This window comes from Modicisalibacter sp. (genome assembly GCF_055145905.1).
Map to the genome: position 1 here is coordinate 1 of NZ_JBSREH010000012.1, position 18,958 is coordinate 18,958.

Sequence of the window (18,958 nt, forward strand, 5' to 3'; positions counted from 1 at the left end):
GGCAGAGATGCATTCGGCGGTTGAGACGGAATCGGAGGTCAAAAAATGCTCGCTGACGGCGATAGGGAAAGTGTCGACGCCGGCATCACGGATTCAGGTGTCTACAAAGGGAAAGGGCGGCTTCATACTGTCAGAGAGCAAGAAGGAAGAAAGGGGTATGCATCTGGATTCGAAGGGCTGATCGAGTACTTGTCGGCCTTGCTTCCCAGGAATGAGGTGATAGGGAAAGCATTGAGACAGGATGTTCCTATGTACCCTGACCTGGCAGTGCGTGAGCTGATTGCGAATGCGCTCATCCACCAGGATTTTTCTGTTGGTGGGGCGGGGCCGATGGTGGAGATATTCGATGACCGCCTGGAGATAACCAACCCCGGTGAGCCCTTGGTCGAAATTGAGCGCTTTCTCGATAGCCCGCCTCGCTCCAGAAACGAGGCCCTGGCATCTTTCATGCGGCGAGTCGGTATCTGTGAAGAGAGAGGCAGCGGTGTCGACAAGGTGGTGTTTGAAACCGAGTTTTATCAGCTTCCTCCGCCTCGCTGGGAACGCCCGGATGGTTCACTTCGAGTCGTCCTTTTTGCTCACCGCGAGCTCCGGAGCATGGACAAGCAGGAAAGGGTTCATGCCTGTTACTTGCATGCCTGCTTGAAGTACGTCATGCGTGAGCAGATGACCAACACCTCACTTCGCGAGAGGTTCGGTATCGAATCCAGAAACAGTGCTACAGCATCACGAATCATCCGTGATGCGCTGGAGGCAAAGGTGATCAAGCCTTATGACCCTGAGCAAGGCAAGAAGAACGCTCGCTACCTCCCCCATTGGGCATGAGGGTGGCGTTCTTTGATGGGTATTTGACGGTCTACTGTGTGCGCGACGAGGCCGGTGTAACAAAATCCTTTAAAATCAATGGGTAGTGAGCGTAAATCCTGGGTTGGTTTGTTTGATGGGTATTTGACGAGCCATGCTCCTGGCTAGGCTGCCAGACTCCTCCCACCGTCAACGGGTATGGGGTGACCAACGACACCTCTCACGCCTCTTACTTGAGCAATGCCTTACTATGTGCGGCCGCTTCGCCCTCTACAGCGATTTTTCTAGCCTGGCAGCCTCCCTCAAGCTGCCGCTGGCCGAGGGTGAGCTGACGCCCCGCTACAACGTCCCGCCGGGCACCTGGATGTCGGCTGTGCGCCGGCATGACGATGACGGCCAGCTGAGCCTGGATGCGCTGTGGTGGGGTTACTGGCCCCATTGGGCCGATGACAAGGCCCCGCAGCCCATCAACGCCACCGTCGAGAAGGTCGCTACTTCACCCTACTTCCGCGGCACCTTCGCCCATCACCGCTGCCTGGTGCCAGCTGATGGCTGGTATGAGTGGCTGGCCGTGGAAGACCGCAAGCAGCCCTACTACCTGACCCGCCGCGACGGCGAGCTACTTTGGTTCGCCGGCATCTGGACGGAGCGCCCGGATGGCAAACCCGGCTGCGCCATCCTCACCGAGCCCGCCCGCGGCGTCGCCAAGGCGATCCACCCGCGCATGCCGCTGATCCTGGATCAGCAGAGCCTTGAGCCCTGGCTCGATCCCGAGCTGGCGGAGCGCGAAACGATCCGCCACCTTGTCCACCATCTTCCGCATGACCGGCTGACCCACTGGCCGGTGAGCACTCGAGTCAACAAGCCGGTGGAGGATGATCCGGTTCTGATCGAGGCGGTAAGCTGAAGCAACATCAGTGCTGTTCTGGTACTCGGTGGCGAGGTGCAGTTTAGAAATGCGCTTGGAATCGCCCTTAAAGGCCACTTTCAGAGAAAGAACTAAACCAGCCGAGGGGCTGCCCACCGGTGCATGGGGATCCATTCGCCTCGGTTGCTGTGTTCAGCTATCATCTCAGTCGACAACACCCCCCACGCCTCTCATGGAAGCGCACCTTGGGGGGTTACTTTTTCCCAGGCTGTGCGATGGCAGCCTGGGCCTCAGTTTCAACATTGCCGGGAGCGGTGGATCAGGCGCAGCGATCACCACGCCAACCATGTGACCGAAATGGGGTTCCCTGGAGGCGGGAGAGTCCGCCCTCTATGGGCCATGCATCGTCCTAGGTAGCCTTCTCCTAATATCCCTGAAACGCTAGGCTGTTACACATCATTACGCCAAGCGCAGGGGATAACATGGCGGACAGCAGGGAAGCGCAGTTCCAGCAGGACATCATCGATGCCATGGCCGCCAACGGCTGGCGCGTGGGCCAGGCCAGCGGCTATGACCGGGTCAATGCCGTCTACCCCGAGGATTTGATCGGCTACTTCCAGGAGGCCTACCCCGAGCGCTGGGACAAGTTCGCCAAGGCCCATCCCAAGGCCCCCGAGACGGCGCTGATCAAGGCCGTGGTGCGCCAGCTGGAGCGGGCCGGCACCCTCGAGGTGCTGCGCCACGGCTTCAAGGTGCCGGGCAACCGGATCGAACTGTGCAGCTTCCAGCCCGACCACGGCATGAATCCGGACGCCCAGGCCCGCTACCGGGCGAACCGGCTGCGAGTGGTGCCCGAGGTCTCCTACTCCCCCCACGCCCGCGAGAGTGCCTCAGGGAGCGCTCAGGGGGCAGGGAAAGGCTATAACCCGCGTCTGGACCTGGTGCTGTTCGTCAACGGCCTGCCGGTCGCTACCCTGGAGCTCAAGAGCGCCTTCAAGCAGTCGGTCGAGAACGCCAAGCGCCAGTATCGCTACGACCGCCCGGTGAAGGATCCGGTGACCCGAAAGCCCGAGCCGCTGCTGACCTTCAAGCGCGGCGCCCTGGTGCACTTCGCGGTCAGCCAGGAAGAAGTGGCGATGACCACCAGGCTCGCCGGCAAGGATACCTTCTTTCTACCCTTCAACCAGGGCACGGAAGACGGCGGCGCCGGTAACCCGCCGGCACCCGATGATGCCACCTATGCCACCGCCTACCTGTGGGATCGGGTCTTCCAGCCCGATGCCTGGCTGAAGATCCTGGGCCGCTTCCTGCACCTGGAGCAAGTCACCAAGGAAGACTTCGACGGCCGCCGCCAGACCCAAGAGACGCTGATTTTCCCTCGCTTTCATCAGTGGGACGTGGTCAACCGGCTGGTCGAGACCACTCGCGACGAGGGGCCGGGGCGCCGTTATCTGGTGCAGCACAGCGCCGGCTCGGGCAAGTCGAACTCGATCGCCTGGACGGCCCACCAGCTGGCGAACCTGTATGACGGGAACGGCCAAAAACAGTTCAACTCGGTGATCGTGGTCACCGATCGCACGGTGCTCGACAGCCAGCTGCAGGACACCATCTACCAGTTCGAGCATGCCCATGGTGTGGTCTGCCCTATCACCCGCGACATCGGCAACCAGAGCAAGTCCGAGCAGCTCGCAGCGGCGCTCGAGACCAACACCCGCATCATTATCGTCACCATCCAGACCTTCCCGGCGCTGTTCGATGCCCTCGACAAGCGCCCGCAGCTGGCCGAGGGCAGTTACGCGGTGATCGCCGACGAGGCGCATTCCTCCCAGACCGGTTCCTCGGCCAGCAAGCTCAAGGCCCTGTTGACCGCCGCTGGGGAGGCCGATGACGAGGAGGAAGTGAGTGCCGAGGCGCTGATGGATGCCGCCGTGAGTGCGCGCAAGCCAAGCGAGCGAATCAGCTACTACGCCTTCACCGCCACCCCCAAGGCCAAGACCCTGGAGTTGTTCGGCCGGGTGCCCGACCCCGAGCTGCCGCCCAGCAGCTACAACAAGCCCGAGCCCTTCCACCTGTACTCGATGCGCCAGGCCATCGAGGAAGGCTTCATCCTCGATGTGCTCACGAACTACGTTACCTACAGCACCGCCTGGCGCCTTGCTCACCCGGACGGCGACGATCAGGAAGTGGATTCCAAGAAGGCCTCGCGAACCCTGGCCAAGTGGGTGCGGTTGCACCCCTATAACATCGCGCAGCGCGTGGAGGTGATCGTCGAGCACTACCGGGCCAACGTGAAGCACCTGTTGGATGGTCAGGCCAAGGCCATGGTGGTCACCGCCAGCCGTCAGGAAGCCGTGCGCTATGCGCTCGCCATGCGCCACTACGTGAAGGAGAAGGGCTACCAGGACGTGCACCCGCTGGTGGCCTTTTCGGGCAGCGTGCTGCCGGATGAGGTGATCGAGGAGGAGGTCACCGAGACCAGCGCCAAGCTCAACCCGGGCCTCAAGGGGCGCGATCTGGCCGAGGCCTTCGATACCGACGACTACAACGTCATGATCGCGGCCAACAAGTTCCAGACCGGCTTCGATCAGCCCAAGCTGTGCGCCATGTACGTGGACAAGAAGCTGCAGGGCGTGGACTGCGTGCAGACCCTGTCACGGCTCAACCGCATCTTCCCGGGCAAGGAAACCTTCATCCTCGACTTCTTCAACGACCCCGAGGAAGTCCTTGGCGCCTTCACTCCCTACTACCGCAAGGCCGAGCTGGCCGATGTCTCCGACGTCAACGTGGTCTACGACCTGCAGCAGACCCTGGATGCCAGCGGGATCTATCACTGGGAGGAGGTCGAGGCTTTCGCCAAGGCCTTCTTCGATCCCAAGGCGCCCGCGACCCAACTGAGCTACTACTGCAAGCCGGCCAAGGAGCGCTTCACCACGCGCTACAAGGCAATCGTCGATCAGATCCAGACCTGGCAGGCGGCGCGACAGCAGGCCGAGCAACAAGGCGATCAGGCGGGCATGCACCGCGCCGATCAGGAGCTCAAGGACGCCGGCACCACCCGTGACGAGTTGGACCTGTTCCGCAAGAACCTCGCCAGCTTCGTGCGCACCTATGAGTTCCTGTCGCAGATCGTGCACTTCGACGACCGCGAGCTGGAGCAGCTCTGCGTGTTTGCCAAGCACCTCCAGCCGCTGCTGCGTACCGATCGGAGCGAGGAAGACACCATCGACGTCAGTGAACTTGAGCTAACCCACTACCGGCTGACCAAACGCGCCGAGCACCAGCTTCGCCTGGAAGAGGAGCAGGGTGACTACGGCCTTCAGCCGATCAGCGAGGTCGGCTCCGGCAAGCCCCATGACCCCGAGAAGAAGCGCCTCGACGAGATCATCGACAAGTTGAACGACCTCTATGGGGCCGAAGTCAGCGACGACGACAAGCTGCACTTCGCCAATGGCATTGCCGATCGCATCGAGCGGGACGAAGCGGTGATGGCCCAGATCCGGCACCACGACGAGGATCAGGTCATGCACGGCCTCTTCCCCAAGCGGGTCACCGACGCCGTGCTGGACGCCATGAGCGATCACGAGAAACTGTCAATGCCGCTGCTGGAGGACGAGAAGACCGGTCGCGAGTTCGCTCTGCTGATACTCAAGCTGCTGGCGGATAGAAAGACAACGTCAAATCATGAAAGGGGGAAAAATGGATACTGAAAATATCGAAATGCTGCTCTCTCGTCTCATTGAAGTAAATGAGAACATCTCCAATCAGCTTGCTGATGTAAAAGCTGAGCTTGGTGAAATTCGTTCAGAGCTGAATTGGGCTGAAGATCTCGCCTTCGCTAAGCAAGTCAATGATTCATTGAACTCTATAGACTTGCATCTAAGCAGCATTGAGATAAGCGTTTCGCCTTAGGTCAAAAAGGTCTTGTTGTGTGGCTCGCGGCTATATTTACGGTGAAAAATGGTTTCCTTCGCATTAAAAAATAAGCTGGAGTTGGCTCGTCATGAGCTCCTCGACATGGGGCTGCGTGGGAATCCGCTGCTGCATGTGCCCAACAACAAGCGCTTCCTCGACATCGTGGACGAGCGATCGACCGAGGTCGCCAACATTCTGGTCGAGGAAAAGAAGGCCATGCGCTTTCTACCGCTTCCGGAGGCTTACGAGAAGGACGAATCCGACTCGGATGATGAGCTGGCTGCGGAGCAGGACGAGGAGCAGGAGCCTCTTCCTCCCCTGGAAGCGTATCTCGCGCAGGAACAGGGCGAGGAGCGGTTCAGCGACCTCTATCTGCAGACGCGCCTGCCGGCTCGCGAGCTGGACACGCGACTGATCAAGCTGGAGAACGAAGCCCATACCCTGCTTCAGGAGCAGGGCATCGAGGTGCTGTATCTGGCGCTGGGGTTCCTGGAGTGGTACGAGGATGAGAACGCCCACACACCGCGTTATGCGCCACTAATCCTGCTGCCGGTGGAGCTTCAGCGGGAGTCGGCTCGCGCCGGCTTTACGCTGTCGTTCACCAATGCTGAGATGGGCGGCAACCTAGCATTGGCCGCCCGGTTGAAGCAGGACTTCCGCCTGACGCTTCCCGAATTCGACGAAGAGACGTCGCTGGTGGATTACTTCGGCCAGGTCCAGCAGACGATCGCCGATCGCCCTCGCTGGAAGGTGCATGTCGATCAGATACGGCTGGGGCTCTTCTCGTTCGGCAAGTTCCAGATGTATACCGATCTGGATCCGAACAACTGGCCAGACTCTCACCAACTGCTGGAACACCCTCAGCTCGAGAAACTGTTCGAGACCGGATACCGCGAGGATGCCGAGCGCCTCGAGGCGTCTTCCGGCCATGACCTGCTCAAGACACCCGAGACTCTTCACTTGGTCAAGGATGCCGACTCCAGCCAGCTCGAGGCCATTCTCGCGGTGATGGAAGGCGCCAGCCTGGTGGTCCAGGGGCCGCCAGGAACCGGCAAGTCGCAGACGATCAGCAACCTCATCGGAGAGGCGCTGGCGCGCGGCAAGAAGGTCCTGTTCGTCGCCCAGAAGATGGCGGCCCTGGACGTCGTGAAGTCACGCCTGGATGAGTGTCATCTCGGCGATGCCGTGCTGGAGCTGCACAGCCACAAGAGCAACAAGAAGGCGGTCCTCGATTCGCTGCGCCGCGTGTTCGATAACGGGCGCCCCAGGGTACCGGATCGCTCAAGCGAGTATCAGCGTCTCGGCGAGGTGCGCGAGTCACTGGATAGCTATGTGGAAGAGCTCCGGGGACCTATCCTGGCCTCGCAGACCGACTACGTGACGGCACTGGGGAAAATGCTGCAGCTCCAGCGTGATGAACGCTTGCAGGCATTGCAGCGGATCGACTTCGAGCGTCTCCGCCACTGGGGCCCCCAGGAGCTGGCGCGAGGGCAGCGTGCCATGGATGCCATGGGTGATTATCTGGCCGAGTACGGGCCGCCCTCCGAGAATCCTTACCGTGACTCGCGGCGCCATGACCTGTCGCCCGGCGAAGAACAGGCGCTTCGCAAGCGGGTTCAGCAGGCCGCCGATCAACTGACGGAACTGAACGACAATGCCGTCAGCCTCGCCCAGGCCATGCAGCTGCCGATTCCGCAGGACTTCGATGACATTGCCATCCTTCAGCGGGCCGGCAAGCGAGCGCTCAATGCCCCGCACCTGGCCGGGGTAAGGGTAAATACCGAGCAGTGGCAGGCCCGTCGTGACGAGGTGCATCAGGCCATCGCTGCCGGTCAGGCGCTATCACGCACCCGTGACGCCATGCAGCCACGTTTCATCGAGGCGGTGTATGACGCCGACCTGCTGCCGATTCGCACCGGGCTCGCCGGACGGGCCGACAAGTGGTGGCGCATCTTTTCCGGCGAGTATCGGCGTGCCACTGCCACCTTGAAAGGCTATGCCCGCGGGCAGCTGACGGGCACGCCGGTAGACTGGCTGGGCTGGGTGGATGAGCTGCTGGAAGCCCAGCAACACCGCAAGACACTGGAGCGCCTGTCCCCCACCTGTCAGACCCTGTTCGGGGCACAGTGGCAGGGCGAGGAAAGTGACTGGTCGGTGCTGGCGCAGCTCGCCGAGTGGATCATCGATCTGTACGAGGCGATCGGCAAAGGGGAGTTGCCGGCGGGGCTGGCAGCCTTCCTGGATGGCAATCCGGACCTGCGTGAACACGCAAACCAGGTCGAGGCGCTGCAATCCCAGTCGGAGCGCGTCCGGGGAATGCTTCAGGATTTGTGCCGGCAGATTGAATGGGACGAGGAAGTCTCGGCGTTGACGCTGGACACCTGGCATCAGCGGCTTGCCGGCTGGCGGCACACCGCTCAACTGTATGCCGTGGTCCGCTTCAATCAGCTGAGCGAAGATCTCGAGAAAGCCGAGCTGGGGCACCTGACGGCAACCCTGGCCAGCTGGTCTCATGCACCGCGTGCCCTGAGCGCATGGCTGGAACTGAGCTATTTCGGCGGCCTGGTGGATCATGCCTATGTCGAGCGCCCGCGCCTGGCACGTTTCGACCGGCTGACTCACGAGCGCCTCATTCAGGAATTCAATCAGCTGGATGGGGCCAGCTTCCAGTACGCCCAGGAATCGCTGGTCGAGCGGCTGCATGCCAACCTCCCGTCCAAGTATGCGCCGGGGGAAATGGATATCCTGCGCCGGGAGTTCACCAAGAAGCGCCGCCACCTGCCCATTCGCAAATTGCTGCGTGAAGCCGGGGCCGTCATCCAGCAGGCCAAGCCGGTATTCATGATGAGTCCGATGTCGGTGGCGGGTTATCTCGCTCAAGGCAACCTGGACTTCGACCTGGTGATCTTCGACGAGGCGAGTCAGATCCCGGCCCCCGAGGCCCTGGGCGCCATCCTGCGTGGCCGTCAGGTCGTCGTGGTCGGCGACAGCAAGCAGATGCCTCCTACCAACTTCTTCGGGCAGTCTGTCGAGCTCAGTGACGAGGAGGCCGAAGAGAGCGCCACGGCCGACGTGGAGAGCATCCTTGGCATGATGAAGGCGCAAGGCATGCCGGAACGCATGCTGCGCTGGCACTACCGCAGTCGCCACCACTCCCTGATTGCCGTCTCGAACGATCAGTTCTACGACAATCAGTTATTGATCTTTCCCAGCCCGGGCGTCCACCCGGAGGCCAGGGGCCTGCATTTTCGCCACCTGCCGGAAACCCATTACGACCGGGGCGGTTCACGGACCAACGCCGGTGAAGCCCGAGCCGTTGCCGAGGCAGTGATCCAGCACGCCCGACAGTCGCCCCAGCTGTCGCTCGGGGTGGTGGCTTTCAGTACCGCGCAACGCGAAGCCATTCTGCTGGAGGTGGAGCGCCTGCGCCGCGAGCATGAGGAGCTCGAACACTTCTTCCACCACCACGATGGCGGTGACGAATTTTTCATCAAGAACCTGGAAAACGTCCAGGGTGATGAACGTGATGTGATCTTCATCAGTGTGGGGTACGGACGGACGTCGGCGGGCCGCCTGGGGCAAAACTTCGGCCCGATCAACAAGACCGGCGGCGAGCGACGCCTGAACGTGCTGATTTCCCGCGCACGGCTGGCCATGGATGTCTTTGCCAACTTCCAGGCCGACGAGCTGAAGGTGACCGAGTCATCGCCGTTCGGTATCCGTGCCTTGCACGCCTTCCTCAAGTACGCCGAGACGGGAGAGTTGCCGACCCACGAGATGACGGACAGGGAGCCGGATTCGCCCTTCGAGTGGGAGGTGATGCGAGCCATCCAAGATCTTGGCTACGAGGTCCAGCCGCAGGTGGGGAGTCAGGGCTTCTTCATCGATCTGGCGGTACGTGATCCCGAGGCTCCGGGACGCTTCCTGCTGGCCGTGGAATGTGATGGAGCCAGTTATCACAGCAGCGCCGTGGCCAGGGATCGGGACCGGTTACGGCAGTCGGTGCTGGAGGGTCTGGGCTGGCGATTCCACCGCATCTGGAGCACCGAGTGGTTCCGTAATGCCGCGACCGAGACCCAGCGCCTGAAGGAGGCCATCGAGGCCGCGCAGCGCCATCAGAAAGCCCTTGAAGCAACGAGCCCCGGCGCCGAGGAGGCCATCTCGGGTGAAAGCCCTCAAGACGCCCCGGGCCTCCCCATGGAGACCGACGACGACGCGGCTGAGCCACCGGCGATTTCGGCCAGCATCAAGCGAGAGACTGCCTCCCAGGCAGCGCCCGGTATCCCGGCCTACGCGCCAGTGAACACCAACACCCTGGGACTCTCGCCCGCTGACAGCCAGTTCGAGGAAATCCCCCGTGACCGACTTCAACAGGCCATTCATCGGGTGGTGGCACACGAAGGCCCCATGCACATCAAGATGCTGCTTTCGAGGCTGACCGACGCGACAGGCCTGCAGCGGGCCGGGGCGCGGATCCAGCGTCGGGTCGAGGCCGAGAGTCAGTCGCTGGAGCGTCAGGGACGTTTACAGCGTCAGGGGGACTTCCTGAATACGCCGGAACGGGCGGTACCGCCTCGGCGCGACTGGAGCAGCCTGCCGGCCAGTGAGCGCAAGTTTGAGCTCGTGCCGACCAGTGAACTGGAGCAGGCGCTCATGCTCACCCTGAAAGACAGTGTCTCGATCGAGCCAGTGGATGCGATGGGAGCGGCCATCAACCTGCTTGGCTTCAAGCGTCTGACCAAGCCGATTCGCCAGCGTGTCGAAACCGTGCTTCGTGAGCTACATGACCAGGGTAAGGTGCAGGAGCGCAACGGGCGTTTGCAGCTGGCCGACCCCACGGCTCACGAACATGTCTAGCAGCTTTAACTCCATGTACCGAAGGAGCGGATTGGACAGGACATGCTTGCAGGAGTGAAAGAGTCGCCTGAGCCAGCTGTCTTCCTTCGGTGGCAGCCGATGAGCAGATGGATGGCCGGCCGGCTTCCTGTTTCGTCTTGTGGCGGTGAGTCGCCGATCTCGATCAGGCGCCCTCCAGGCAGCCGAGTTGGCGACCCCGGGCGCCGCCGTGGTTATCAGGACACGGCCCCGTACACGCATGACTCGTGGGGCTTGCTTGATCGGCCCGTCCGGATGCGTGTCACCTATATGTCACCCGGCGCACCCACCAACGAAAAACCGCCACCCGGTATTATCCGTAAGTGGCGGTTTTTGCAGTAACTTTTGGCCCGCCCTATAGGATTCGAACCTATGACCTTTGCCTCCGGAGGGCAACGCTCTATCCAGCTGAGCTAAGGGCGGATGGCCGACACGTTCGACGTATCGACGCGCCGTATCCTAACCGCTGCGCCGCGAGGTGTCCAGCGCCGTGCCACACGGCTCTCCGTTACAGGGCGAAGATCTGGCGCAGGTCCGGAGTCTCCTCCTGCTCCTCCTCGATCGACAGCGAGGCCTCGATCGCCTTGAGGTGGCGGCCCATGAAGGCGGTGGCCCGTTCGCCGCGCCCAGCCTCGAGGTGGTTGATCAACTCGTCGTGATCGTGGGACTCGCAGCCCAGATGGCCGGCGCTGCCGTAGACGGCCAGGATCAGCGACGAACGCGAGCACAGCCGGCCGATGAACTCGGCCAGCGTGGCGTTGCCGGACAATTGGGCCAGGTGCTCGTGAAAGGCGGCGGAGAGCTTGATGGCGGTGCTCTGCTCGCCATCGCGGAGCGCCTGACGCTCGCGGCCGGCCAGCTCGCGCAGCTCGCGCACGTCGGCAGGGGTGATGCGCCGGGCCACGGCCTCCATGATGCCGCACTCGACCATCTGCCGGGCGGCAAAGACGTCGCGGGCTTCCTCCGCGGTGGGGCGGGTGACGCTGGCGCCGCGCCGGGGCGTGAGGGTCACCAGGTGCTCATGGGCGAGGCGCTGGAGAATCTTGCGGATGCCGGTCCGGCTGATCCCGAAGACATCGGCCAGCGCATCCTCGCGCAGCCGGGCGCCGGGACGCAGGCGATGCTCGATGATGGCATCGCTGATGGTGCGGTAGATGGCATCGTGGCGCTGGGCGCCGTCACCGTTCTTGCCGCGGCGACGCTTTGCCGGCTCGCCGCGAGCCGGTACCTGGCTGCCCTCCGACGATGGCTGCTCGGTCATGATCGGGTCCCCGTATCGGCTGTCATCGATACGGCCCATTGTATACGGATATGACCGCGAGCGACGACTTACCCGCCACACGCACGCGACGGCGGCCCGCCGCAGACCGGCGGACCGCCTGACGCGATCGACTCACTCACCCCAGGCGGCGATCGCCTGACGCTCCTCGTCGGTCATGTGGGTCATGTTGCCCAGCGGCATGTAGCCACTGCCGACGACCTGCTTGATCTGCGCCATCTGGCGCTCGATCTCGGCGCGGGTATCGAACATGACCCCGGCCGGGGCCGCCGTGAAGGCGGCGTGCGACGGGTTCTTCGAGTGGCAGACCGTGCAGCGCTCCTCGATGATCGGCTGGATGCGCGCCAGCGCTCCCTGCGCCTCGGCCGAGGCGGACGAGCCGGCGGAGGCGCTGGATGCCGCGGCATCGGCTGACGCCGGTGCCTCGCTCGCGGCCCGGGCACTGCCGGTGTCGGCCGCCCCCTTGTCGACCGGCGCCGACGACGGCGCGGCGAACCAGATGGCCACCAGGATCAGCGCCACGCCGGCGGCCGGATAGGCCGGACGGATGCGCCCGGCATGCATCAGCACGAAGAACTGACGGATCAGCGCCCCGGAGAAGATGAACAGCACCATGATCACCCAGGCATGGGGATGCGAGTAGGTGAAGGAATAGTGGTTGCTGAGCATCAGGAACACGACCGGCAGCGTGAAGTAGGTGTTGTGCACCGAGCGCTGCTTGCCGCGCTTGCCGTCGAGCGGGTCCGGCGTCTCGCCGGCCTTCATCGCCTTCACCATGCGCCGCTGGCCGGGGATGATCCAGAAGAACACGTTGGCCGACATGGCGGTGGCCATCACCGCCCCGGTCAGCAGGAAGGCCGCGCGCCCCGAGAAGATCTGCGTGCTGAGGTAGGCAACGATCACCATCATCACCGCCACGGCGATGCTCAGCAGCCCGTCCCGGGTCATGTTGGGGCTGATGCGCTTGCACAGCTCGTTGTAGACCAGCCAGCCGCCGAACAGGAAGGCCAGCGCCAGCAGGTTGGCCTGCCAGCCGGCCAGGTTGGCCGCCCAGGCCCAGTCGCTGGAATGATTGATCAGGTAGAAGTCCGGCTTGGCGAGATACAGCAGCAGGAACAGGCCGAACCCGGACAGCCAGGTGGTGTAGGCTTTCCAGAACGACCAGTGCAGGTCCGCGGGCAGCTTGGCCGGGGCACTGGCGTATTTCTGGTTATGGTAGAAACCGCCGCCGTGCACCGCCCACATTTCGCCGAAGACCCCCTTTTGCTGGTCCTCGGCGGCCTTGGGCGGGCGCAGGCTGTTGTCCAGCATGACGAAGTAGATCGATTCGCCGATCCAGGCGATCGCCGCGATGACGTGCAGCCAGCGCAGCAGCAGGTTTCCGAAGTCGATGAGGTACGCTTCCATCAGCCAATACTCGTGTTATGCATTGTTATTGCTTGCCGGCCCCGTGGCGGGCGTCAACTGCCGCGATAGGTCGAGTACCCATACGGCGACAGCAGCAGCGGCACGTGGTAGTGCGCCTCGGCGTCGGCCACGCCGAAGCGCAGCGGAATGCGGTCCAGGAAGCGCGGTGATGCGCCCGGCACCCGGCACGCGTCCAGATACTCGCCGGCATGGAACAGCAGCTCGTATTCACCGGCCGTGAAAGCCTCACCCTCCAGCAGTGGCGCATCACAGCGGCCGTCGTCGTTGGTGTGCACTTCCCCCAGGCGGGTGCGCGTGTCGCCCTCCAGGCGGAAGATCTCGATACGCAGGTTGCTGCCCGGGGTGCCCCGGGCGGTGTCCAGCACATGGGTGGTCAGACGTCCCATCGGTCAGCTCTCCTGAAAGTCGACAAGTCGGCAGGGGCGCGATGCACGCCCAGCAGGCATGCAGACAGTTTTAGCGCGACAAAGAGTACATTTCAAAATTTTTTTGTATACAGTTTAATGGTTAACCTGTTCTACACTGGGGGCGTCGCACCGACTCACCCCGTTTGTCATCGCTATCAGGAGCCTCCTTAATGACCGACGCGCTTCTCGACCCTCGCCCCAGCACCCTGGATCGTGCCGCCTTCGTCCGCCAGTTCGGCGACGTCTACGAGCACTCGCCGTGGATCGCCGAGCAGGCCTGGGACATCGGCCTGGACGCCCGCCACGACACCCCGGCGGGGCTCGCCGACGCACTGGCCGCGGTGCTCGACGCCGCCGACACCGAGCGGCAACTGGCGGTGATTCGCGCCCACCCCGACCTGGCCGGGAAGGCCGCCAAGAGCGGCGCCCTGACCGCCGACTCGACCCGCGAGCAGGCCGGCGCCGGGCTTGATCAGTGCAGCGAGGCCGAATACGAACGCTTTCACCGCTATAACGATGCCTACAAGGCACGTTTCGGCTTTCCCTTCGTGATGGCCGTGAAGGGCAGCGACCGTCACCGGATCCTGGCCGCTTTCGAGCAGCGCCTCGAGCATACCCCCGACGAAGAGCGGCGGACCGCCATCGAACAGATCCACCGCATCGCCCTGCTGCGCCTGAACGACCGCGTCACCCGCTAGCGCCGCATTGCGACCCGGAAAATGGAAGCCGTTTCCGTTGGCGGCGGACAGCCCCGGCGGGAGTGTGTATCCTTGTGCGCCAATAGACCGAGTCGCAATGGAGAACGGGGCGTGACAGTAGAGAATCGACGCAAGCCGGTCGGTCGGCCGGCCGGGTCCGGCAAGAGCAGCGGCGGCCACAGCCAGTCGCTGGTGCGTGGCCTGAACATCCTCGAGGGCCTGGCGGCGGCGCCCGGCGGACTGGGTCTGTCCGACATCGCGCAGATCGTCGGGCTGGCCCCCTCGACCACCCATCGCCTGCTGCAGGCCCTGCACAAGCAGGGCTTCATCACCCACGATGCCGAGCTGGGCCTGTGGAAGGTCGGCGTCAAGACCTTCCAGATCGGCAACACCTTCCTCGAGGCCCGCGACTTCGTCGCCACCGCCCGCCCCTTCCTGCGCAGCCTCACCCGGGACAGCGGCGAGACCGCCAACCTGGCGATCCGCGACGACGGCCTGGCGGTGTTCCTGGCCCAGAGCGAGTCCTCGCAGATGATGCGCATGATCACGCGCCTCGGCTCGCGGGCCCCCCTGCATGCCTCCGGCGTGGGCAAGGCGCTGCTCGCCTGGCTGCCGGACAAGGAGGTCGAGCGCATCCTGCAGAGCCGCGGCCTCAACCGGGTGACGCCCAACACCCTGGACACCCCGGCCCGGCTGCGCGAGAGCCTGGCCGAGATTCGCCGCCAGGGCTACGCCTGCGACCGCGAGGAGCATGCCATCGGCCTCAACTGCGTGGCCGCCTCGCTGCACGACGAGCACGGTGCCCCGCTGGCGGCGATCTCGGTATCCGGGCCGGTGGCGCGCATCCCCGAGTCGCGCCTGGCGGAACTGGGCGGCATGGTCAGCCGGGCGGCCCGCGAGATCACCACCCAGATCGGCGGTCATATGCCGCGCGTCGAGGACTGGTCGTAGACGCGGCCCCTCAGGTGTTGAGAATCACGCCGCCGTTGAGGTGCAGCGTCTGCCCGGTCATGTACGAGGACTCCTCGCAGGCCAGGTAGACGTAGGCCGGGCCCATCTCCGCGGGCTGGCCGGGACGGTCCATGGGCACCTGGGCGCCGAAGCCGGCGACCTTCTCCTCATCGAAGCTGGCGGGGATCAGCGGCGTCCACACCGGCCCCGGGGCCACCGCGTTGACGCGAATGCCGCGCCCCACCAGCGACTGCGCCAGCGAGCGCACCAGCCCCTGAATGGCCCCCTTGGTCGCCGAGTAGTCGATCAGCGTATTGTTGCCCTTGAAGGCATTGACCGACGAGGTGGCGATGATGGTGTCACCCTCGCCCATGAGCGGCACCACCTGCTTGGCCAGGTAGAAATGGCTGAAGATGTTGGTCTGGAAGGTGCGCGTGAGCTGCTCGTCGGGAATCTGGGTGACATCGTCCCAGTCGTGCTGCTCGGCGGCATTGTTGACCAGAATGTTGACGCCGCCGAACACCGCCCGGGCGCGCTCGACGACCTCGCGACAGAAGCCGGGGTCGCCGACGTCGCCACGAACCAGTTCGCAGCGCCGCCCCTCGGCCTCGACCCGCGCACGGGTGTCCTCGGCATCGTGCTCCTCGTCGAGATAGGCGAGCACGCAGTCCGCGCCCTCGCGGGCGAAGTGCAGCGCCACGGCACGGCCGATGCCGCTGTCGCCGCCGGTGATGATCGCCGTCTTGCCGGCGAGCTTGCCGGTGCCCCGGTAGCTGTCGCGGATGAACAGCGGCTCGGGGCGCATGTCGGCCTCGATGCCGGGCTGCCGGTGCTGTTCCTGAGGGGGTTGCTTGCGTTCGCTCATGGCCGTCACTCCTGTGTGCATGTCGCGCCGTCTCCCTGGCGCGGCCGGTCACTGCAAGGTAGATGCGCCCCCGCGCCGACTCAAGCCGCGACAGCGTGCCGAGACGCCCCGCGGCCGCTACACTAGCGCCCGACATTTTGCCGACCGCGAGGCCATGCCGATGACGTCCCACCTGCTTTCCGTCGATTCCCTCTCCCGCGACCACGTCGACCACCTGCTGCGCGTCGCCGGCCGCATGGAGCCCATCGCCCAGCGCCGCAAGGTCACCCGCGTGCTGGAAGGCGCGGTGCTCGGCAACCTGTTCTTCGAGGCCAGCACCCGCACCCGGGTGAGCTTCAACGCCGCCTTCTGCCGGCTGGGCGGCAGCGTCTGCGACACCACCGGCTTCACCTTCTCGTCGATGGCCAAGGGCGAGTCGCTCTACGACACCAGCCGGGTGCTGGGCGGCTACTGCGACGCCCTGGTCATGCGCCATCCGGACCAGGGCTCGGTGGCCGAGTTCGCCGAGGCGGTCAACGTGCCGGTGATCAACGGCGGCGACGGCCCGGGCGAGCACCCCAGCCAGGCGCTGCTCGACCTCTACACCATCGACAAGGAATTCACCCGCCTCGGCAAGCACCTGGCCGGCGCCCACATCCTGCTCACCGGCGACCTGCGCCACGGGCGCACCGTGCACTCGCTGATCAAGCTGCTGTCGCTCTATGATCCGCTGCGCATCACCCTGGTCTCGCCGCCGGGACTGGAGATGCCGCGCGCACTGATCGACCTGGCGGCCTCGCGCGGCCACCGGGTCGAGGAGCGCGAGAGCCTCGACAGCGACTTCAGCGACCTCGACGTGGTCTACACCACGCGCATCCAGAAGGAGCGCTTCACCGAGGAGTTCTCCGAGAGCTTCGCCGGGCTCTCCCGGGACTTCCACGTCGACAAGGCGTTTCTCGACCGCCACTGCAGCGCCACCACCGTGGTCATGCACCCGCTGCCGCGCGACAGCCGGCCCGGCACCAACGACCTCGACGTCGACCTGAACGGCGACCCGCGCCTGGCGATCTTCCGCCAGACCGACAACGGCATCCCCGTGCGCATGGCGATCTTCGCCACCCTGCTCAAGGTCGAGGACCTGATCGAGCAGGACCTGCGCGACGTGCGCTGGTTCGTGCCGAAGACCGTCGGCGTCGACGACCGCACGCTCTGACGGCGGTCCAGAACGACGCACGGCCGGCCCTTGCGGGCCGGCCGTGTTGCATTCAGGCAGGAGGCACGTCAGCCGAGCGGGCGCGCCGGTAGCCCCTCCCCGGCGGCAAACCAGCTTTCGAGGATCAGCTGGGCGGCCAGGCCGTCGACGCTTTCCTCGCGATAGTTGCCGCGATGCCCGCGCTCGCGGGCGATGCTCTTGGCCTCGCGGGTCGAGCCGCGCTCGTCGACCATCTCGCAGGGCTTGCCGTAGCGGCCGTAGAGGCGCTTGCCGAACTTGCGCGCGCGCGTGCTCATGGTCGTCTCGCTGCCGTCGTTGTCGATCGGCAGGCCGACCACGAACAGGTCCGGGCGCCACTCCTCGACCAGCCGCGTCACCACGGCCCAGTCGGGGATGCCGTCGCGGGCCGGCAGCGGCTCCAGTGCCGTGGCGCGGCGGATCAGCTCGTTGCCCACCGCCACGCCGATGCGCCGGGTGCCGAAGTCGAAGGCCAGGATCAGGCGTTCGCCGCTCAACTGTGCCCCGCCTCGCCGGTCAGCAGGTTGAGGTCGATGCCGAGGATCCCGGCGGCGGCGTTGAGGCGCTGTTCCGGCGGCAGGTCGAAGATCACGCCGGGCTGGGCCTCGACGGTCAGCCAGGTGTTTTCCTTGAGCTCGCTTTCCAGCTGGCCGGCCTCCCAGCCGCAGCAGCCCAGGCAGACGATGAACTGCTCCGGGCCCTCGCCGCGGGCCAGCGCCTTGAGCATGTCCATCGACGTGGTCAGGGCGATGTCGTCGGCGACCTGGATGCTCGAGTCCCAGGGCTCGGCGCTGCCGCGATGCAGGATGAAGCCGCGGTCGCGATGCACCGGCCCGCCGTAGTAGACCGGCTGGTCCCGCGCCGGGCAGGCATCGGCATCGATGTCGAGCTGCTCGAGCAGGGCGTCCAGCGTCAGCTCCAGCGGATGGTTGACGATCACGCCCATGGTGCCGTCATCGTCGTGATCGCACAGATAGCTCAGGCTGCCGGCGAAGTTGGGATCCTCGAGATGAGGCATCGCCAGCAGGAAATGGTTGCGCAAGCTTTGCATGGGCCTCCCGGGCGTCAGCGCACGCCGAAATTGTTGCCTTTGCCGTACCGCCAGACCCGCGTGATGGTGAGGCTGTCGCGCGCACCCATGCCCTTGTCGAAGGGCCGGTAGGGCGCGGCGCCTCGCACGGTGTCGAGGGCGGCCTGGTCGAGTCGGGGCTTTCCGGAGGATTGTATCACCTCTGCCTGGCGCAGCTGACCGTCGCGGCCGATGACCACGCGGATGCGCAGCTGGCCGTCGAGATCCGGCGGCGCCGGGTAGAAGCGGTTGCCGTAGGTTTCCACGCGCCGCGTCCAGTCCGCCTCGTAGCGCGCCTCGGCGGCCTTGCGGGCGGCGCGCTGGCTGGCATCGCCCTCGCCGCCGCCGGCCGGGGCGGCGTCGAAGCCGCGCTCGCGGACGCTGGACGTGGCCTGGGCCAGCAGGTCCCGGCCGCTCGCCGCCGACGCATCACGCCGCGGTTTCGGTGGCTCGTCAGGAGACGGCGGCGGCGGTGCTGAATCCGGTGCCGGCGCGGGCTCGGGCGCCGGAGCCGGGGGGGGCTCGGAAGGCGCCGCCGGTTCATCGGGGGCGGTCGGCTCGGGCGGCGGTGCCGGCGAGTCGGTCGCCGCGG

At 64.8% G+C, this 18,958-nt stretch carries 16 protein-coding genes and 1 tRNA gene; 9 read left to right on the plus strand and 8 right to left on the minus strand.

The features are described 5' to 3' along the window. The 6 genes from ACTCB7_RS04615 to ACTCB7_RS04640 form a co-directional block, all read left to right on the plus strand. A partial coding sequence (locus ACTCB7_RS04615) for a hypothetical protein (RefSeq protein ID WP_463005721.1) occupies nucleotides 1-181 on the plus strand: 181 nt, incomplete at its 5' end. A 68-nt stretch (nucleotides 182-249) separates the two neighbouring features. Beyond that, complete coding sequence (locus ACTCB7_RS04620; RefSeq protein ID WP_463005722.1) at nucleotides 250-825, plus strand: ATP-binding protein; 576 nt, start codon at nucleotides 250-252, stop codon at nucleotides 823-825. A gap of 229 nt (nucleotides 826-1,054) precedes the next feature. Next, a complete protein-coding gene (locus ACTCB7_RS04625; protein ID WP_463005723.1) occupies nucleotides 1,055-1,711 on the plus strand; it encodes an SOS response-associated peptidase in 657 nt (218 codons plus the stop codon). 443 nt (nucleotides 1,712-2,154) lie between these two features. Further along, a complete protein-coding gene (locus tag ACTCB7_RS04630; RefSeq protein WP_463005724.1) occupies nucleotides 2,155-5,379 on the plus strand; it encodes a type I restriction endonuclease subunit R in 3,225 nt (1,074 codons plus the stop codon). Continuing rightward, nucleotides 5,369-5,581 (plus strand): hypothetical protein, encoded by a 213-nt coding sequence (locus ACTCB7_RS04635; protein WP_463005725.1) that lies wholly within the window; start codon nucleotides 5,369-5,371, stop codon nucleotides 5,579-5,581. The genes ACTCB7_RS04630 and ACTCB7_RS04635 overlap by 11 nt, the downstream gene beginning before the upstream one ends. A 105-nt stretch (nucleotides 5,582-5,686) precedes the next feature. Further along, nucleotides 5,687-10,441 (plus strand): DUF3320 domain-containing protein, encoded by a 4,755-nt coding sequence (locus ACTCB7_RS04640; RefSeq protein ID WP_463005726.1) that lies wholly within the window; start codon nucleotides 5,687-5,689, stop codon nucleotides 10,439-10,441. A gap of 364 nt (nucleotides 10,442-10,805) precedes the next feature. Here ACTCB7_RS04640 and ACTCB7_RS04645 read toward each other — a convergent pair. The 4 genes from ACTCB7_RS04645 to uraH all read right to left on the minus strand — a co-directional run bounded on the left by ACTCB7_RS04645 (nucleotide 10,806) and on the right by uraH (nucleotide 13,552). Continuing rightward, nucleotides 10,806-10,882: transfer RNA gene (locus ACTCB7_RS04645), tRNA-Arg, on the minus strand. Nucleotides 10,883-10,967: 85 nt separating this feature from the next. Further along, a complete protein-coding gene (locus tag ACTCB7_RS04650) occupies nucleotides 10,968-11,720 on the minus strand; it encodes a GntR family transcriptional regulator (protein WP_463005727.1) in 753 nt (250 codons plus the stop codon). Nucleotides 11,721-11,852: 132 nt separating this feature from the next. Continuing rightward, complete coding sequence (locus tag ACTCB7_RS04655; RefSeq protein WP_463005728.1) at nucleotides 11,853-13,145, minus strand: urate hydroxylase PuuD; 1,293 nt, start codon at nucleotides 13,143-13,145, stop codon at nucleotides 11,853-11,855. A gap of 53 nt (nucleotides 13,146-13,198) precedes the next feature. Then, the gene (uraH, locus tag ACTCB7_RS04660; RefSeq protein ID WP_463005729.1) at nucleotides 13,199-13,552 is read right to left on the minus strand and encodes a hydroxyisourate hydrolase; all 354 of its coding nucleotides are present in this window, start codon (nucleotides 13,550-13,552) and stop codon (nucleotides 13,199-13,201) included. A 191-nt stretch (nucleotides 13,553-13,743) separates the two neighbouring features. Here uraH and uraD point away from each other — a divergent pair, with 191 nt between their 5' ends. After that, complete coding sequence (gene uraD, locus ACTCB7_RS04665; protein ID WP_224416193.1) at nucleotides 13,744-14,271, plus strand: 2-oxo-4-hydroxy-4-carboxy-5-ureidoimidazoline decarboxylase; 528 nt, start codon at nucleotides 13,744-13,746, stop codon at nucleotides 14,269-14,271. A gap of 111 nt (nucleotides 14,272-14,382) precedes the next feature. Further along, nucleotides 14,383-15,222 (plus strand): IclR family transcriptional regulator domain-containing protein, encoded by an 840-nt coding sequence (locus tag ACTCB7_RS04670; protein WP_463005730.1) that lies wholly within the window; start codon nucleotides 14,383-14,385, stop codon nucleotides 15,220-15,222. Between the two features lie 10 nt (nucleotides 15,223-15,232). On the opposite strand, the gene ACTCB7_RS04675 is transcribed toward ACTCB7_RS04670, so the two are convergent. Next, entirely contained in the window at nucleotides 15,233-16,087 is an 855-nt protein-coding gene (locus ACTCB7_RS04675) for an SDR family oxidoreductase (protein WP_463005731.1), read from the minus strand. 160 nt (nucleotides 16,088-16,247) lie between these two features. Here ACTCB7_RS04675 and pyrB point away from each other — a divergent pair, with 160 nt between their 5' ends. Further along, nucleotides 16,248-17,279, plus strand: coding sequence for an aspartate carbamoyltransferase (gene pyrB / locus ACTCB7_RS04680; RefSeq protein WP_163650219.1), 1,032 nt, complete (start codon nucleotides 16,248-16,250; stop codon nucleotides 17,277-17,279). 68 nt (nucleotides 17,280-17,347) lie between these two features. Here pyrB and ruvX read toward each other — a convergent pair whose 3' ends face one another. The 3 genes from ruvX to ACTCB7_RS04695 all read right to left on the minus strand — a co-directional run. After that, nucleotides 17,348-17,794, minus strand: coding sequence for a Holliday junction resolvase RuvX (ruvX, locus tag ACTCB7_RS04685; protein WP_163650218.1), 447 nt, complete (start codon nucleotides 17,792-17,794; stop codon nucleotides 17,348-17,350). After that, nucleotides 17,791-18,348, minus strand: a complete 558-nt coding sequence (locus ACTCB7_RS04690) for a YqgE/AlgH family protein (RefSeq protein ID WP_163650217.1) — start codon at nucleotides 18,346-18,348, stop codon at nucleotides 17,791-17,793. The genes ruvX and ACTCB7_RS04690 overlap by 4 nt, the downstream gene beginning before the upstream one ends. Nucleotides 18,349-18,362: 14 nt before the next feature. Then, nucleotides 18,363-18,958: cell envelope integrity TolA family protein (locus ACTCB7_RS04695; protein ID WP_463005732.1), on the minus strand; the 596-nt coding region annotated here is incomplete at its 5' end.

What these genes read in the sequence shown, in the direction of transcription:
- ACTCB7_RS04655 (WP_463005728.1), bottom strand. Translation starts at nt 13,145, where the DNA reads ATGGAAGCGTACCTCATCGACTTCGGAAACCTGCTGCTGCGCTGGCTG.
- ACTCB7_RS04620 (WP_463005722.1), top strand. Translation starts at nt 250, where the DNA reads ATGTACCCTGACCTGGCAGTGCGTGAGCTGATTGCGAATGCGCTCATC.
- uraH (WP_463005729.1), bottom strand. Translation starts at nt 13,552, where the DNA reads ATGGGACGTCTGACCACCCATGTGCTGGACACCGCCCGGGGCACCCCG.
- ACTCB7_RS04690 (WP_163650217.1), bottom strand. Translation starts at nt 18,348, where the DNA reads ATGCAAAGCTTGCGCAACCATTTCCTGCTGGCGATGCCTCATCTCGAG.
- ACTCB7_RS04635 (WP_463005725.1), top strand. Translation starts at nt 5,369, where the DNA reads ATGGATACTGAAAATATCGAAATGCTGCTCTCTCGTCTCATTGAAGTA.
- ACTCB7_RS04675 (WP_463005731.1), bottom strand. Translation starts at nt 16,087, where the DNA reads ATGAGCGAACGCAAGCAACCCCCTCAGGAACAGCACCGGCAGCCCGGC.
- ACTCB7_RS04625 (WP_463005723.1), top strand. Translation starts at nt 1,055, where the DNA reads ATGTGCGGCCGCTTCGCCCTCTACAGCGATTTTTCTAGCCTGGCAGCC.
- ACTCB7_RS04630 (WP_463005724.1), top strand. Translation starts at nt 2,155, where the DNA reads ATGGCGGACAGCAGGGAAGCGCAGTTCCAGCAGGACATCATCGATGCC.
- ACTCB7_RS04650 (WP_463005727.1), bottom strand. Translation starts at nt 11,720, where the DNA reads ATGACCGAGCAGCCATCGTCGGAGGGCAGCCAGGTACCGGCTCGCGGC.
- ACTCB7_RS04640 (WP_463005726.1), top strand. Translation starts at nt 5,687, where the DNA reads ATGGGGCTGCGTGGGAATCCGCTGCTGCATGTGCCCAACAACAAGCGC.
- pyrB (WP_163650219.1), top strand. Translation starts at nt 16,248, where the DNA reads ATGACGTCCCACCTGCTTTCCGTCGATTCCCTCTCCCGCGACCACGTC.
- uraD (WP_224416193.1), top strand. Translation starts at nt 13,744, where the DNA reads ATGACCGACGCGCTTCTCGACCCTCGCCCCAGCACCCTGGATCGTGCC.